Source organism: Streptomyces sp. NPDC086766, assembly GCF_044746005.1.
GTDB lineage: Bacteria > Actinomycetota > Actinomycetes > Streptomycetales > Streptomycetaceae > Streptomyces.
In genome coordinates this window covers 587,449-603,386 of sequence record NZ_JBIVBI010000001.1, presented here as the reverse complement: position 1 = coordinate 603,386, position 15,938 = coordinate 587,449, and the positions used below count along the sequence as shown (strand labels likewise).

Here is a 15,938-nt window from a genome sequence, read left to right as displayed (position 1 = left end):
GGGAACCGGATAGCCCGTTCCAACATGCGGACACCACGACGTCGCGGCGGGGGTACCGCGCCCGGCGGCGAAAGCTACGGGGACCGATGCGGACAGATCGGTGTCCTACGGTCCGGGGGAACGGGGAGAGCGGCGTCGCACGCCCCGTCGGTGCACGGCAGGCCTCATTGCCCACAGTGTTTACGGCTCATGCCCGGTGGTCATACGGTCGAAACCAGCGAGTAACGGCTACTTATGCGATCTCGCGCATAAGTTCAAGCCGGCCTTATCCTACGGCCGTCCCGAACAGGGTGCCCAGGGCGTACGTCACACCGGCCGCGGCACCACCCAGGGCGAGCTGCCGCAGCCCGCTGTACCACCAGGACCGGGCCGTCACCTTGGCCACCACCGCGCCGCAGGCGAACAGGCCGAGGAGCGCGAGCAGCAGGGCCGGCCACAGGGCGGTGGCGCCGAGCAGGTAGGGCAGGACGGGCAGCAGCGCGCCCAGCGCGAACGAGCCGAAGGACGACACCGCGGCGACCAGCGGGGACGGGAGGTCGCCGGGGTCGATGCCCAGCTCCTCGCGGGCGTGTATCTCCAGGGCCTGCTCGGGGTCCTTCGACAGCTGCCGGGCCACTTCGCGGGCCAGCTCCGGCTGGACACCCCGCGCCACGTAGAGGGCGGCGAGCTCGTCCTCCTCGTCCTGCGGGTGCTTGCGCAGCTCCCGGCGCTCCACGGCCAGCTCCGCCTCGACCAGTTCGCGCTGGGAGGCGACGGAGGTGTACTCGCCGGCCGCCATGGAGAAGGCGCCGGCGGCGAGACCCGCGAGACCGGTCAGGACGATGGTCTGCTGGCTGACCGCGCCGCCCGCGACACCGGTCATCAGGGCCAGGTTGGAGACCAGGCCGTCCATCGCGCCGAAGACCGCGGGACGCAGCCAGCCGCCGTTCACATCGCGGTGCGTGTGATTGTCGCGGTGCGCCTCGTGAAGCGTCGCCTCGGTGTCGATGATGGCCATGGAGGTCCCCCTGGGAACTTAGGTAAGGCTGCCTTTTGGACGAGTTCTACTTTTCGACAACCCTGAATCTACGTCGGAAATTTCTCCCCCGCCAGCAAGGAAAGGCTGGGCTAACCTGCACCTTTGCCCTCACTTGCTCATCCGAGATAGCAGCCGCACATATGTCGTCCGGGTGACGCTGGGGCTCGCCAGGCTGCGCGGAGGACCGCGCCGGGGGACAGTTCCGCAAAGGGTTCCGTGCCCGCCACGGCGCCCCGAGAGGAGAGCCCGCGATGGGAACGACCGCCTGCGTCCCCCCGGCAGCGCTCCGCGAGCGGGCGCGCGGCGCACTGCTCGGCCTCGCCGTCGGAGACGCTCTCGGGGCGCCCGCGGAGAACCTGAGGCCGTCCGAGATCCGCGCCCGCTGGGGCCGTATCACCGGCTACGTGGCCGAGCGTCCGGCCGGCACGGACGACACCGAGTACGCCGTCTTCTCCGGCCTCCTGCTCGCCCGGCACGGCTCCGCGCTCACCCCGGCCCATGCCGAGGCCGCCTGGCACGAGTGGATCGCCGACCGCGCCGAGGGGCCCTTCCGCGGCGCCGGCTTCAGCGAGCGGGGCACCCTGGAGAACCTCCGCCGTGGCCTGGCCGCGCCCGTCTCCGCCCAGCACCGGCACGCCTGGAGCGACGGACTCGCCATGCGGGCGGCGCCCTTCGGGGTGTTCGCCGCGGGGAGGCCCGCCGAGGCGGCCCGCCTGGTGGCGATCGACGGCTCGGTCAGCCACGAGGGCGAGGGGATCTACGGCGGCCAGGCGGTGGCCGCCGGGGTCGCCGCGGCCATGGCGGGCGCGCCGGCGGTGGCGGTGGTGGCCGCGGCGCTCGCCGTCGTCCCTGACGACTCCTGGACGGCCCGGTCCCTGCGCCGCGCCGCGGCCGTCGCCCACCGCGGCGAGCGCGCGGTCCGCTCCGCGGTGGTCATCGGCGGCTACCCGTGGACCGATCTGGCCCCCGAGGCCGTCGCCCTCGCCTTCGGGGCGTACGCGGCCGCCGACGGCGACTTCCGGGACGCCGTGCTCACGGCCGTGAACATGGGCCGCGACGCCGACACCACGGCGGCGGTGGCCGGGGCCCTGGCGGGGGCGACCCAGGGGGTGTCCGCCATCCCGGCGGAGTGGGCCGCGGCCATCGGCCCGGCGCGCGGAAGCTGCCTGCCGTACATGGCGGGACACCACGTCCTGGACGTGGCGGACCTCCTGGTGGCACGCGCCGATCCGCCCCCGGCCGGACGGAAAGGCGACCGAGACCGCGACCTGGACGCCGTACGCCCGGGCGCTCCCGGGGATGCCGTACACGCCGGAGCCCTCTCGGACGCCGTACACGCCGGGGCCCCCACGGACCGCGTGCTCCCCGGGGACCTCTCGCGGGTCGCGGCCCTCGTCCGGGGCGAGATCGATCGGCGCGAGGACGCGGTACGGCGGGAGGAATGCGTAGGGGGCGGAGAGCTCGTCCGGTCCGACGGCCCGGCGGTGGCCGACGGCCGTCGCGCCGACGCCGTCTGCCTGCTCGGTGCCGACGAGGGCGAGGCGCGGCCGTGACGCGCCGGGTGGAGGGGCTGCTGCTCGGGCTGGCCGCCGGGGACGCCGCCGGCTGGCCCGCCGCCCGGCACCGGGCCGCCCGGATGCCCGAGTGGACCCGCCGCCTCACCCGCGAGCTGGACACCTTCGCCGAGCAGAACGCGACGACCACGCTGCCCGTCCCGATCGCCCTCAACCAGCCCCCGGAGCCGCTGCGCCTCGGCCCCTCCGACGACGCCGAGTGGGCGGCGTTCGCCGCGGAGGCCCTGCTGCGCGCCGGGGACGACGCCCTCGGCGACCTCGGCCGGGAGCGCCGTACCCGGGCCGCGATCGACCTGACCTGGAACGCCGTGGCCAGTGAGGTCGCGGCGGCCGCCGAGCGCGCGCCCGAGGTCGAGTCCGCGGTGCTGCCGCTGCGCGCCCGCATCTCGGTGCGGGCCGGTCTCGGCAACCTCGCCACCGGTCTGCGCCCGCCCGCCACCGGCCACGACAACCCCCACTACTTCGACGACGCGGCCTGCGTACGGGCCTGCGTCCTGGCCGTGGCCCACCCCGGCGACCCCGGGCGCGCCGCCGACCTGGCCGAGTTCGACGCCCGGTACACCCAGGACGGCGACGGCGTGCACGGCGCCCGGGCGATGGCCGCGGCGCTCGCCCTCGCCCTCACCGGCACGGAGGTCGAGCACTGTGTCACCGCCGCGCTCGCCGAACTGCCCGAGGAGACCGAGATCGGCCGCAACGCCCGGCACGCGCTGGCCCTCGCCCGGGACGCCGGGGGCGCGTTCGCGCTGGTCCCGCCGCTGGAGCACGAGATCGTCGACCACGTCTACAGCTACGGCGTCGCCGCCGCGGAGACCGTGCCGGTCGCCCTCGCCCTCGCCACGGCGTCCGCCGGCCGGATCGCGGAGGCGGTGCCGGCCGCTGCCTGCCTGTCCCGGGTCGCCGACTCGGCCCCGGCCCTGGCGGGCGCGCTGACCGGGGCGCTGGGCGGCGGCGCGGCGATCCCGGCCGCCTGGCGGGAGGCCTGCCGCACCCTCTCCGGCTGTGCGCTGCCCCGTCTCACCGGCACCGACCTGGTGGAACTCGCCGGACTCCTGGAAGCCGCACAACCGGCCCCACCAGGAGGATGATTCGGGGCATGACGCCCAAAGGAGAACCAAGTCGTGGCGCGAGCCTCGACGAGCGGATCGCCGGTGCCCTGGTCGGTGCCGCCGTCGGCGACGCCCTCGGCGGCCCGGTCGAGGGCAACTCCCCCGACCGGATCCTCGAACGCCACGGCGGCCGGGTCCACGGCATCGTCGGCCCCTGGCACGGCGACGCCTGGCGGACCGCCCGCCCCATCGCCCCGTACCACAAGGGGGACGGGCACGTCACCGACGACACGTTGATGACGCACGCGCTGGTGAGGGTGTACGCGCGGGTCCGCGACCACCTGGACGCCTACGCGATCGCCGACCACCTGGTCCCCGACCTGATGACGAACCCGCGGTGGATCCCGGAACTGGAGGCGGAGGCGCTGCCGCTGCACCGGGTGTTCCTGGCGGAGAAGTGGCTGGTGGCGCGGCTGCACTACGGGCATGTGGACCCGCGCGAGGCCGGCGTCGGCAACATCGTCAACTGCGGGGCCGCGATGTACATGGCCCCGGTCGGCCTGGTCAACGCGGCGAACCCGGCGGGCGCGTACACCGAGGCCCTGGAGGTCGCGGGCGCCCATCAGTCGTCGTACGGCAGGGAGGCGGCGGGCGTCCTCGCGGCCGGGGTAGCGGCGGCGTGCGCGCCCGGCGCGACCTGGGAGTCGGTGGTCGCGGCCTGTCTGTCGCTGGCGAAGGACGGCACCCGGGCGGCGATCGAGCAGGTCTGCGAAGTGGCCGCGCGGCACACGGACTTCGAGTCGGCGCTGCGCCCGCTGCGGGAGGCGGTCGCGCCGTTCGACACGGTCGGGCCGGACTACCGCACCCCCTCGCTGGGCGCCCGCCGCCCGTCGCGGCTGCACGCGATCGAGGAACTCCCGGTCGCGCTCGGCATGGTGGTGGTGGCGCGCGGCGACTGCCGGCACGCGGTGCTCGGCGCGGTCAACTACGGCCGGGACTGCGACTCCATCGCCACGATGGCGGGCGCGCTGACCGGCGCGCTCGGCTCGCCGGTCCCGGACGACTGGGCGAAGGCGGTGGCGGAGGCGAGCCGCCTGGACCTGTGGGAGCCGGCCCGGACGCTGGCCGCGGTGACCCGGGAGGTCTTCGAGCGGGACGTCCGGCGGCGCCGCGCCCACGAGGCGGCGTTCGCCGCGATCGGGGGCCCGGAATGCTCCGAGTGACCTGGGTCCAGCCCGAGGACCTCCTCGGCCACGAACTGTGCCAGGCGCGGCAGGACGGCCGCGAGCCGAAGGCGATCGCGGCCCGGTGGGCGGCGGCCGGCGGTCCCGAGGCCCCGGCGCGGGCGGGCGCGTCCCCGCAGCGGGCCTCGCGCTACCTGCGCCTGCTGGCGGAGGACCTGCTGGACGAACTCGCCGAGCTGCCCAGCAGGCTGGCGGAGGCCGAACCGACCGCCCTGGACCGGATCAGGGCGCGGTGCCCCGACTGGCCGGAGAGGCCGGGCAGGACCCCGGCCGCGCGGCGCCCGGCCCTCGAGGCCGCCTGGCTCGGCCGGGCCGCCGGCTGCCTGCTCGGCAAGCCCGTGGAGAAGCTCCCCCTGGACGGCATCCGCGCTCTCGCCCGGGCCACCGGCAACTGGCCCCTGAACACCTGGTTCACCGCCCGGGGAGTGCCCGAGGACCTCATGGCGCGGCACCCCTGGAACCGCCGCTCGGCCGCCACCTCGCTGGCCGAGAACATCGACGGGATGCCGGAGGACGACGACCTCGACTACCCGGTCCTCAACCTGCTGCTGCTGGCCCGGCACGGCCGTGCCTTCACCACCGCCGACGTGGCCCGCCTCTGGCTGGACGAACTCCCCGCCGGCCGCACCTTCACCGCCGAGCGCGTCGCCTACCGCAACCTCCTCAGCGGCATCGAACCCCCGCACACCGCCCGCCACCGCAACCCGTTCCGCGAGTGGATCGGCGCGCTGATCCGCGCCGACGTCCACGGCTGGACCAACCCCGGCGACCCGGCGGCCGCGGCCGAGCAGGCCCACCGCGACGCCACCCTCACCCACACCGCGAACGGCGTCTACGCGGCCATGTTCACCGCCGCCGTCATCGCGACCGCGATGACCGGCGGCCACGACGTGCACGCCTGCCTGGCCACCGGCCTGCGGGTCGTCCCGCCCGGCTCGCGGCTGGCCCGCGCGGTCCGGCACGCCGTGCGACTGGCCGAGCGGCACGAGGACTTCGACACGGTCGTGGACGAGCTGCACGCCCTGTACTCCCCCACCCACCACTGGGTGCACGCCGTGCCCAACACCGCGCTGGTCGCCGCCGCGCTCACGCATGCGAACGGCGACTTCACGGGCTCGGTCTGCCGTGCCGTGTCCGGTGGCTGGGACACCGACTCCAACGGCGCGACCGCGGGGAGCGTCGCCGCCCTCCTCGCCGGCTCCCCCGCCGCCCTCCCCGACCGCTGGACGGCGCCGCTCAAGAACCGGCTCGCCACGTCCGTCGGCGACCTCGACGGCACCGGCTTCGACCACCTGGCCCGGCTCACCCATCTGGAGGCGTCCCGCCCATGACCGCCCTCGTCGTGCCCGGCACCCCGCGGCGCGCCTCATGAGCACGCCCCGCTCCGGACCGCCCGAACCCACCGCACCCGGCCCCATCGCACCACCCGCACCCTCCGCACCCGGTCCCACCCCGCCCGATCCCGGCGTGCCCGGGCCCCCCGGGCCGCTGGCCGGCCTGCGCGTCCTCGATCTCGCGACCCTCTTCGCCGGGCCGATCGCCGCCACCATGCTCGGCGACTTCGGCGCCGAGGTGGTCAAGGTCGAGCACCCGGCCAAGCCCGACCCCTCCCGCGGCCACGGACCGGCGAAGAACGGCGTCGGCCTGTGGTGGAAGCTGCTCGGCCGCAACAAGCGCACCATCACCCTGGACCTGTCCCGGCCGGGCGGCCGCGCCACCCTGCTGCGGCTCGCCGCCACCGCCGACGTCGTCGTCGAGAACTTCCGCCCCGGCACCCTGGAGAAGTGGGACCTCGGCTGGCCGGAGCTGTCGGCGGTCAACCCGCGCCTGGTGCTCGCCCGGGTCACCGGGTTCGGCCAGTACGGCCCCTACGCGCACCGGCCCGGGTTCGGCACCCTCGCCGAGGCCATGAGCGGGTTCGCCGCGATCACCGGTGAACCGGACGCGCCGCCGACGCTCCCGCCGTTCGGCCTGGCCGACTCGATCGCGGGCCTGGCGACGGCGTACGCGGTGATGACCGCGCTCGCGGCCCGGGAGCGCACCGGCGCGGGCCAGGTCGTCGACATGGCGATCATCGAGCCGATCCTCACCGTCCTCGGACCCCAGCCCACCTGGTACGACCAGCTCGGCTACATCCAGCCCCGGACCGGCAACCGCACGGAGAACAACGCCCCCCGCAACACCTACCGCACCAGCGACGGCACCTGGGTAGCCGTCTCGACGTCGGCGCAGTCGGTGGCGGAACGGGTGATGCGGCTGGTGGGCCGGCCGGAGCTGATCGAGGAGCCGTGGTTCACGACGGGCTCCGGGCGGGCCGCCCACTGCGAGGTCCTCGACGAGGCGGTCGGCGGCTGGATCGCCCGGCACACCCGCACCGAGGTGCTGGCCGCCTTCGAGAAGGCGGAGGCGGCGGTCGCGCCGGTCCAGGACGTCCGGGACGTGATGGCCGATCCGCAGTACCGGGCGCTGGGCACCCTCACCACGGTGGAGGACCCGGAACTGGGCCGCCTGCGGATGCAGAACGTCCTCTTCCGGCTCTCCGCGACCCCCGGCGCCGTCCGCTGGGCGGGCCGCCCGCACGGCGCGGACACCGAGGCGGTCCTGACCGAACTGGGCCTCACCGCTCGGGAGCTGGCAGCACTGCGCGCGGAGGGCGCGCTGTGACGGGCACCGCACCCTTCCCGCTCACCTGGCTGTACGCGCCCGGCGACCGGCCGCACGTCGTCGCCAAGGCCCTCGGCTCCGGTGCCGACGTGGTGGTCGTCGACCTGGAGGACGCGGTCGCCCCCGAGCGCAAGGAGTACGCCCGTGCCGCCACGGCCGAGCTGCTGACCGAGCCCCCGCCGGTCCCGGTGCACGTCCGCGTCAACGCCGTCGACGGACCGCTGGCGGGCCAGGACCTCGACGCGGTCGCGCCGCTGCCGGGCCTCGCCGGGCTGCGGCTGCCGAAGGTCAGCTCCGCCGGACAGGTGGTGCGCGTCGCGGAGCGTGCGGGGGCCGGGGGGTCGCCGGAGGGCGGGGCGCACCCGCCGTCGGCCCGCGGTGCGGGACCCCCGCTGTACGCGCTCCTCGAAACGGCCCTGGCCGTCGAGCACGCCTACGCCATCGCCTCCGCGCACCCGTCCCTGCGGGGCGTGTCGATCGGCGAGGCGGATCTACGGGCAGACCTGGGCGTTCGGAACGACGGAGGCCTGGACTGGTCCCGCGCCCGCGTGGTCGTGGCGGCACGGGCGGCGGGCCTCGCCCCGCCGACGCAGTCCGTGCATCCCGACATCCGGGACCTGGAGGGGCTGGCGGCCTCCTGCGCCCACGGCCGCACCCTGGGGTTCCTGGGCCGGGCGGCCATCCACCCCCGGCAGCTCCCCATCATCGAGCGGGCCTATCTGCCGACCGACCGCGAGCTCGAAGAGGCCGAGACAATCGTCAAGGCGGCCACCACCCAGCAGGGCGCACAGGCCCTCCCGGACGGCCGCTTCATCGACGCGGCGGTGGTGGCGGCGGCCCAGCGCACCCTGACCCTGGCCCGCCGCCGCTGACCGGGCCGGCCGGCCGGCCGCCCGGGCTGCGCGGCCGGCGTCCACCGCTCGCCGGTCGCTGGTCGCCACCCGTCGCTCGCCGGTCGACGCCGCGCACGGGCGAGGGCGCCCGGAAGGTTCCGGGCGCCCTCGTCGGCAGGGGGCTGAGCGATGCGGTCAGCTCTTCTTCGCGGACTCCGCGCCGTCCTTCACGTCCGCCTCCACGCCCGACGGACCGTCCCCGGTGGTGCCGGCGGCGCCGTCCGCGGGCGCGGTGTCGTCGGTCCCGGTCTTCCCGGCGGCCGGTGCGGGCTCCTCGACGGCCTCGGGCGCCGTCTCGGCCTCGGACGCCCCGGGCTCCACCTCGGCCTCCCGGCCGGGCCGCTTCCGGGCGGACACCACGATGTACACCACGGCGAGCAGGAAGACGATCAGCGCGGTCCAGTCGTTCAGTCGCAGGCCGAGGATGTGGTGGGCGTCGTCCACGCGCATGTACTCGATCCAGCCGCGGCCGACGCAGTACGCGGCGACGTACAGCGCGAAGGCGCGGCCGTGGCCCATCCGGAAGCGGCGGTCGGCCCAGATGACCAGCAGGCCGACACCGACGCACCACAGGGACTCGTACAGGAACGTCGGGTGGTAGTACCCGGGCACCCGGCCGTCCGCCGACGACGTGATGTGCAGCGCCCACGGAACGTGCGTCTCCCGGCCGTACAGCTCCTGGTTGAACCAGTTGCCCCAGCGGCCGCACGCCTGTGCGAAGGCGATGCCGGGGGCGACGGCGTCGGCGTACGCGGGCAGCGGGATGCCGCGGCGGCGGCAGCCGATCCAGGCGCCGAGCGCGCCGAGCGCGACCGCGCCCCAGATGCCGAGGCCGCCCTCCCACACCTTGAAGGCGTCCACCCAGTTACGGCCCTCGCTGAAGTACAGCTCGTAGTCCGTGATCACGTGGTAGAGCCGGCCGCCGACGAGGCCGAACGGCACGGCCCAGACCGCGATGTCGGCCACCGTGCCGGCCCGTCCGCCGCGGGCGATCCAGCGCTTGTTGCCGAGCCAGACGGCGACGAAGACGCCGATGATGATGCAGAACGCGTAGCCGCGCAGCGGGATGGGGCCGAGGTACAGCACACCGCGTGACGGGCTGGGAATGTAGGCAAGTTCCATGGCAAGGTCGACGCTACCGCAGCCGGACCCGGCCGCGGTCGGGCGGCCCGGCTACGGCTCCGTAACAGGAGGCGCCGCACGGCGGCACCGCCCGCCGGCCCGCGCTCATCCCCGGCCGGCCGCCTCGACCAACTGCTTCAGCTTGGCCGGGGACATCGTGCGGTCCTGGCTGATGTTCTTGCCGTTCAGCAGGACGGTCGGCGTGCCCGAGAAGCCGCCGGCCTGGAACGCCTGGTGGGACTTGTCGACCCAGGCGTCGTGCGTGCCCTTGGTCACGCAGGTGCGGAAGGCCGGGGTGTCCAGGCCGCCGACCTTGCCCGCCAGGGCGAGGAGCTTGCCGTTGTCCGCGTAGGCGTCGTCGGTCTCCTTGGGCTGGTTCTCGTAGAGCACGTCGTGGAAGGCGGCGAACTTGCCGGCGTCCTGGGCGCAGGCCGCGGCGTTGGCCGCGCGCAGCGAGCCGGTGCCGCCGAGGTTGCCGTCGATCAGCCGGACCAGGTGGTACTCCACTCTCAGCTTGCCGGAGCCGGTCAGCTCGTGGATCGTCGGGCGGAACGCCGCCTCGTAGGCCTGGCAGGCCGGGCAGCGGAAGTCCTCCCAGACGGTGAGCGTCGATCCGGCGCCGTCCTTGCCGACCGGGACGGCGAGACTGTCCTTGCCCTGCGCTCCCGAGGGCGCCACCACCGGGCCCGCGCTCGGGCCCTTCTTCTTTCCGGAGTTCGCGGCGATCACGCCGATCACCGTCGCCAGCCCCAGGACGGCGACGACCGCGGCGACCACCAAGAGCGTGCGCCGTCGCTTCTCCGCCGTCTTCTGCTTCTCGCGCTCGACCGCCAGCCGCTCGCGGGCGGCGCGCTTTCCGTCACGGTTCTTCTCGCTCACACCCCCAGAACGAACCGGGGAGGCGCATTGCGCCTCCCCGGTCCCAGGTCCACTCGTTCGGGTGACCGATATTTCCGTTGTGCCGGTTCGGACCTGGTCGGGACCGGTTCGGCCCCGCAGGCCACGGGCCGGCTCGGGCCCGCCGGCTACGCCTGTCCGCGCACGCCCCGGGCCAGCTCGCCCGCCAGGGAGCGGACGGCCTCGACACCGGCCGCCGGGTCCGGCGCGTCGAGCATCCGCTTGACGAAGGCCGAGCCGACGATCACGCCGTCGGCGAAGCCGGCGACCTCGGCGGCCTGGGCCGGGTTGGACACGCCGAGGCCGACGCAGACGGGCAGCCCGGTGCCGGTGGCCCGGGTGCGCCGGACCAGGTCCTGCGCCTGCGCGCCCACCGACTCGCGGGTGCCGGTCACGCCCATCAGCGAGGCGGCGTAGACGAATCCGGAGCCCGCCGCGGTGATCTCGGCGAGCCGCTCGTCCTTGCTGCTGGGCGCCACGACGAAGACCGTCGCGAGGCCGTGCTTCTCGGCGTGCTCCCGCCACAGCGCGGACTCCTGGACGGGCAGGTCCGGCAGGATGCACCCGGCGCCGCCCGCCTCCGCGAGCTCGGCGGTGAAACGCTCGACGCCGTAGCGGTCGATCGGGTTCCAGTACGTCATGACGAGCACCGGCTTGCCGGTGGCCTCGTGGGCCTCGCGCACCGTGCGCATCACGTCGGCGATCTTGACGCCGCCGCGCAGGGCGATGTCGTCGGCGGTCTGGATGACGGGCCCGTCGAGGACGGGGTCGCTGTGCGGCAGCCCGACCTCGACGACGTCGGCGCCGCCGTCGAAGGCGGCCTTGATCGCCTCGATGCCGCCGTCCACGGTCGGGAAGCCCGCCGGGAGGTAGGCGATCAGGGCGGACCGCCCCTCCGCCTTCGCGGCGGCGAGGGTGTCGGTCAACAACTGGATGGTGCCGCTCACTTGGCGTCCCCCTCGATCTCGGCGGTGTCGGCCTGGTCGGCGGCCACCTCGGCGTCCGTGTCGTACAGGCCGAAGTAGCGGGCGGCGGTGTCCATGTCCTTGTCGCCACGGCCGGAGAGGTTGACCACGATCAGCCCGTCCGGGCCGAGCTCCCGTCCGACCTCCAGGGCGCCGGCCAGCGCGTGGGCGCTCTCGATGGCCGGGATGATGCCCTCGGTGCGCGACAGCAGACGCAGGGCCTGCATGGCGGCGTCGTCCGTGATGGCGCGGTACTCGCCGCGGCCGGAGTCCTTGAGGTAGGAGTGCTCGGGCCCGATGCCCGGGTAGTCCAGACCGGCCGAGATCGAGTACGGCTCGGTGATCTGGCCCTCCTCGTCCTGCAGCACGTAGGAGCGGGAGCCGTGCAGGATGCCGGGCTCGCCCGCGGTCAGGGTGGCCGCGTGCTCGCCGCTGTCGACGCCGTGCCCGGCGGGCTCGCAGCCGATGAGCCGGACGCCCTCGTCGGGGATGAAGGCGTGGAACAGGCCGATGGCGTTGGAGCCGCCGCCGACGCAGGCCACGGCGGCGTCGGGGAGGCGGCCGACGCGCTCCAGGAGCTGACGGCGGGCCTCCACGCCGATGACGCGGTGGAAGTCGCGGACCATGGCCGGGAAGGGGTGCGGGCCGGCGACGGTGCCGAAGAGGTAGTGGGTGTGGTCGACGTTGGCGACCCAGTCGCGGAACGCCTCGTTGATGGCGTCCTTCAGGGTGCGGCTGCCGGACCTCACCGCGACGACCTCGGCGCCGAGCATCCGCATCCGGGCCACATTGAGCGCCTGCCGCCTGGTGTCGACCTCGCCCATGTAGATGGTGCAGTCGAGGCCGAACAAGGCGCAGGCGGTCGCGGTGGCGACGCCGTGCTGTCCGGCGCCGGTCTCGGCGATCACGCGGGTCTTGCCCATGCGCTTGGTGAGCAGCGCCTGACCGAGCACGTTGTTGATCTTGTGGGAGCCGGTGTGGTTCAGGTCCTCGCGCTTGAGGAAGACGCGGGCGCCGCCGGCGTGCTCGGCGAAGCGGGGGACCTCGGTGAGCGCGCTCGGGCGCCCGGTGTAGTTGACGAGCAGGTCGTCGAGTTCGCGGGCGAACTCGGGGTCGGCCTTCGCCTTGTCGTACTCGACGGCGACCTCGTCCACGGCGGCGACGAGCGCCTCGGGGATGAACTTGCCGCCGAACGCGCCGAAGTAGCCTCCGGCGTCGGGGACCCGGCCCTCGGGGTCGGGGAAGAAGAACTCGCTGGGCATGCGGAAACCTCACGGTGAGTGTGCTGGATACCAGTCGCCGTGGGGGCGGGGGTCAGCGGCCGTCCGGCCGCCGGTTGCGTGTCGCGCTCACGCGGCTCGGCCGCGCGGCGGGCGCCGACCCGCGCCCCTGCCGGGGCGCCATCGCATGCCGTTCACCTGGCCCGGCTCGTCGCCGATGACGTACCGCACCCGGCGCCCGTGCACACGCCGTGCGGGCGCACGGCAGCCGCGGGGCCGGCAGCCGCGCGCGAGGCGGGCGTACGGGTCCCGGGCGGACTCGGAGGGCGGAAGGGTCATCGCGGTCATTTTACCGGCGTACGGTTCCCGGCTGGTCCGGCACGCGTCAGTCCCGTCCGTGTCGCAGCGCCGGGTGCGCCCCGGCCGCCACCAGGTCGGCCACCGCCGCCTTGGGATCGCGGCCGGTGACGAGGGACTCGCCGACCAGGACCGCGTCGGCGCCCGCGTTGGCGTAGGCGATGAGGTCGTGCGGGCCGCGGACGCCGGACTCGGCGACCTTGACGATGTGGTCGGGGATCTCCGGGGCCACCTGCTCGAAGGTGTCGCGGTCGACCTTCAGGGTCTTCAGGTTGCGTGCGTTGACGCCGATGATCTTGGCGCCCGCGTCCACCGCGCGCGTCACCTCGTCCTCGTCGTGCACCTCGACGAGCGGGGTGAGGCCGATGGACTCCGCGCGCTCGATCAGCGACTCCAGGGCCGGCTGGTCGAGGGCGGCGACGATCAGCAGGGCGAGGTCGGCGCCGTACGCACGCGCCTCCCAGAGCTGGTACGACGTGACGATGAAGTCCTTGCGCAGCACCGGGATGTCGACCCGGGCGCGCACGGCCTCCAGGTCGGCCAGCGAGCCGCCGAAGCGGCGCTGCTCGGTGAGCACGGAGATGACGGCCGCGCCGCCCGCCTCGTAGTCCGCGGCGAGTCCGGCCGGGTCGGCGATCGCGGCCAGCGCGCCCTTGGACGGGCTGGAGCGCTTGACCTCGCAGATGACCTTGACGCCGTCGCCGCGCAGGGCCGCGACCCCGTCCCTGGCCGCGGGGGCCTTCGCCGCGCGCTCCTTGAGCTCGTCGAGGCTGACGCGCGCCTGCCGCTCCGCGAGGTCGGCACGGACTCCGTCGATGATCTCGTCGAGCACACTCACGCGAGCGGCCCCCTTTCAGACGGTTGACTGTTCAAGCGGGTCTGGCTACCTCCGGCGGCCGCCTCACGCGGACGAAACCGGTGGTCACTGCGATGGTATCCGGAGGACGGCGAAGCCCTCACATCCGGTTGACAGCGGTCCCACCAACTGGACATCGGTCCGCTGATCAGGGATGGAGCCAGAAGCCGAAGGGCAGGTTGCGGACCACGGTGAAGACCAGCAGCAGGGCGCCGAGGCTCCACAGCACCACCGGCCCGGGCGCGCTCCGCGGCGGCCGGCCGCGGGCCGCGCCGACCGTCCAGACGGTCCACAGCACGGCGAAGACCAGGTATCCCACGACCGCCGGGGCGTTGTCGCGCAGGGCGGCGAGGAGGTCTCCGTGGACGAAGGCGTGGGCACTGCGCAGGCCGCCGCAGGCGGGGCAGTAGAGACCGGTCAGGCGCAGCAGGGGGCAGACCGGGTAGTGGCCGGGCTCGTTGGGGTCCACGGCCCCGACGTAGGCGAAGGCCCCGGCGACGGCGGCCATGAGCCCGGCGGGGGCGGCCACCCGCCGCAGCACGGCCGGGACCCGCGTCGGCACGGCGCGGCCGTCGTACGTGCCCCTCGGGCGGGGGACGGGCGTCCGGCCGTGGGTCACCCGCTGACTGTCGGCGTTCACGCTTCGCATTCTGCCCTCCGCGGGGCGAACGCGCGCGAGGGGCGGCCGGGCCTCCTCGGGCCCCGGGCCGCCCCTCGCCCGGTCACCGGGCTCCGCCGCGCGGACGCCGGCTCCCGTCCGCCGCGACGGTGTCAGCCCTCGACGCCGGCCGGCTCGCGCTCGCCCGCGACCTGGTGGACCGGGTGCACGTCCTTCGGCTGGCCGAGGCCCATCATGCGCATGACGCCGCCGACCACACCGCCCAGCAGCGTGATGACGACGCCGATCCAGAAGCCGACGGGCTGGGCCATCACCATGAAGGCGCCCGCGACGCAGAAACCGATGAAGGCGATGATGACACCGGTCCAGGCGGCCGGGGTGTGACCGTGGCTGCTGCCCGCCATGACTTGCTCCTCGTTGCTGTGTACGTGTCTGAGCCGGACGCTCGAAGCCCATTGTCCCGTACCCGCCGAAGGCGTGTGACCGGGGGTGGTCCCTCGGCGCGCGCCGAAGGGCCTCTCTTCCCGGGCCCACCGGAGTCACGGGGTCCGGCACCCCGAGGACACCGTCCCGCGGAGCCGGGCCGATCCCCGAGGACACCGTCCCCCGGAGCCGGCCCGATCCGGGAGAGGGCGCTGACCGCCCGTCCCGGGAGGGTGCTCGCGGGAAACGGTCAGGCCGGTTCCGTGCCGGTGGGGTCCTCGCCGCGGTCGAGGGCCTTCCAGAGGTCCTCCGGACGGTCCGGGTCGACCGGGCGGGCCGCCCGGGCGCGGGGTGCGCCGGAGCGCTCGTAGCGGCCGGACATGGTCGGCCAGCGGTGGCCGTGGCGCAGGGCGAGCAGCCCGGCGAGCAGGAGCAGGGCGCCGCCGGCGGCCGCGACGTAGGGCCAGCCGGTGTGGCTGAGCGCGGCGGCGGTGGCGGCGGTGTTGCCGGAGGCCTGTGCGGCCTTGTCGTCGAGGGCGGAGCCGTCGTTGGCGCCGAGCACGCCCGCGGCGACGACGCCCGCGCCGGAGAGCGCGAGCAGGGCGGCGACCAGGAAGCGGCCGGCCCGGCGGACGGCGAAGACGGCGACGAGCGCGGCGAGGCCCACCACGGCGAGGGCCGCGGGCACGCCCGTGACCTCGCTGCCCTTGGCGGTCAGGGGGAAGGCGCCGCCGGCCACCGTCGCGGTGCCCTGCGCCCACGGCTGCCGGGAGGCCAGCAGCACCACGGCCGCGCCGAGCGCTCCGCACAGCAGGGCGACGGCGAGGCTCCGGCGGCCGGGCCGGGCGGGGGCGGCGGCTTCGGTACGGGAGTGAGGTACGGCAGTCACGCCCTCCACTATCACCCGAACCCCGGGTGAACCGTCATCCGGGGTTGGTAAACCCCGGGCCGCGCAACCCTTTTCCCATGATCTTGTCAGGGTCAGGACATGGTTGCCCCGGAAACGGCAAAGGATCGTTCTCGGTTCAACGGCCATC

Annotated in this window: 16 protein-coding genes; 6 read left to right on the top strand and 10 right to left on the bottom strand. The window is 74.9% G+C overall.

All coding sequences use genetic code 11. The annotated features are described in order from the left end of the window. Positions 1–265: 265 nt before the first annotated feature. Entirely contained in the window at positions 266–997 is a 732-nt protein-coding gene (locus ACIPM1_RS02720; RefSeq protein WP_402427921.1) for a VIT1/CCC1 transporter family protein, read from the bottom strand. 272 nt (positions 998–1,269) lie between these two features. Here ACIPM1_RS02720 and ACIPM1_RS02715 point away from each other — a divergent pair, with 272 nt between their 5' ends. The 6 genes from ACIPM1_RS02715 to ACIPM1_RS02690 are packed head-to-tail and all read left to right on the top strand — an operon-like array spanning position 1,270 to position 8,421. Further along, entirely contained in the window at positions 1,270–2,571 is a 1,302-nt protein-coding gene (locus tag ACIPM1_RS02715; RefSeq protein WP_402427918.1) for an ADP-ribosylglycohydrolase family protein, read from the top strand. Next, positions 2,460–3,680 carry an ADP-ribosylglycohydrolase family protein gene (locus tag ACIPM1_RS02710; protein ID WP_402427915.1) on the top strand — a complete coding sequence of 407 codons (1,221 nt, stop codon included), beginning with the start codon at positions 2,460–2,462 and terminating at the stop codon, positions 3,678–3,680. The genes ACIPM1_RS02715 and ACIPM1_RS02710 overlap by 112 nt, the downstream gene beginning before the upstream one ends. An 8-nt stretch (positions 3,681–3,688) precedes the next feature. Continuing rightward, entirely contained in the window at positions 3,689–4,864 is a 1,176-nt protein-coding gene (locus ACIPM1_RS02705; protein ID WP_402427912.1) for an ADP-ribosylglycohydrolase family protein, read from the top strand. Next, positions 4,852–6,216 (top strand): ADP-ribosylglycohydrolase family protein, encoded by a 1,365-nt coding sequence (locus tag ACIPM1_RS02700; protein WP_402427909.1) that lies wholly within the window; start codon positions 4,852–4,854, stop codon positions 6,214–6,216. Before ACIPM1_RS02705 ends, ACIPM1_RS02700 begins: the two co-directional genes overlap by 13 nt. A 37-nt stretch (positions 6,217–6,253) precedes the next feature. After that, complete coding sequence (locus tag ACIPM1_RS02695) at positions 6,254–7,549, top strand: CaiB/BaiF CoA transferase family protein (protein WP_402427906.1); 1,296 nt, start codon at positions 6,254–6,256, stop codon at positions 7,547–7,549. Continuing rightward, positions 7,546–8,421: an HpcH/HpaI aldolase/citrate lyase family protein gene (locus tag ACIPM1_RS02690; protein WP_402427903.1), complete on the top strand. Its 876-nt coding sequence runs from the start codon at positions 7,546–7,548 to the stop codon at positions 8,419–8,421. Before ACIPM1_RS02695 ends, ACIPM1_RS02690 begins: the two co-directional genes overlap by 4 nt. Positions 8,422–8,577: 156 nt before the next feature. Here the strand turns inward: ACIPM1_RS02690 and lgt are convergent, their stop codons facing one another. The 9 genes from lgt to ACIPM1_RS02645 form a co-directional block, all read right to left on the bottom strand. Continuing rightward, on the bottom strand, positions 8,578–9,564 hold the full coding sequence (gene lgt, locus ACIPM1_RS02685; RefSeq protein WP_402427900.1) for a prolipoprotein diacylglyceryl transferase: 987 nt from the start codon (positions 9,562–9,564) through the stop codon (positions 8,578–8,580). A gap of 105 nt (positions 9,565–9,669) precedes the next feature. Then, a complete protein-coding gene (locus ACIPM1_RS02680) occupies positions 9,670–10,443 on the bottom strand; it encodes a DsbA family protein (RefSeq protein ID WP_402427897.1) in 774 nt (257 codons plus the stop codon). Between the two features lie 146 nt (positions 10,444–10,589). Beyond that, on the bottom strand, positions 10,590–11,408 hold the full coding sequence (trpA, locus tag ACIPM1_RS02675) for a tryptophan synthase subunit alpha (protein ID WP_402427894.1): 819 nt from the start codon (positions 11,406–11,408) through the stop codon (positions 10,590–10,592). Then, positions 11,405–12,688, bottom strand: a complete 1,284-nt coding sequence (trpB, locus tag ACIPM1_RS02670) for a tryptophan synthase subunit beta (RefSeq protein WP_402427891.1) — start codon at positions 12,686–12,688, stop codon at positions 11,405–11,407. Before trpB ends, trpA begins: the two co-directional genes overlap by 4 nt. A gap of 87 nt (positions 12,689–12,775) precedes the next feature. Further along, positions 12,776–12,985 (bottom strand): tryptophan biosynthesis modulator TrpM, encoded by a 210-nt coding sequence (trpM, locus tag ACIPM1_RS02665; RefSeq protein ID WP_356187594.1) that lies wholly within the window; start codon positions 12,983–12,985, stop codon positions 12,776–12,778. A 46-nt stretch (positions 12,986–13,031) separates the two neighbouring features. Continuing rightward, positions 13,032–13,841: an indole-3-glycerol phosphate synthase TrpC gene (gene trpC / locus ACIPM1_RS02660; protein ID WP_356187596.1), complete on the bottom strand. Its 810-nt coding sequence runs from the start codon at positions 13,839–13,841 to the stop codon at positions 13,032–13,034. 166 nt (positions 13,842–14,007) lie between these two features. Then, on the bottom strand, positions 14,008–14,508 hold the full coding sequence (locus ACIPM1_RS02655) for a DUF2752 domain-containing protein (protein ID WP_402427887.1): 501 nt from the start codon (positions 14,506–14,508) through the stop codon (positions 14,008–14,010). A 122-nt stretch (positions 14,509–14,630) separates the two neighbouring features. Continuing rightward, on the bottom strand, positions 14,631–14,882 hold the full coding sequence (locus ACIPM1_RS02650) for an HGxxPAAW family protein (protein WP_402427884.1): 252 nt from the start codon (positions 14,880–14,882) through the stop codon (positions 14,631–14,633). 269 nt (positions 14,883–15,151) lie between these two features. Then, the gene (locus tag ACIPM1_RS02645; protein WP_402427881.1) at positions 15,152–15,799 is read right to left on the bottom strand and encodes a TIGR02234 family membrane protein; all 648 of its coding nucleotides are present in this window, start codon (positions 15,797–15,799) and stop codon (positions 15,152–15,154) included. Positions 15,800–15,938: the final 139 nt, after the last annotated feature.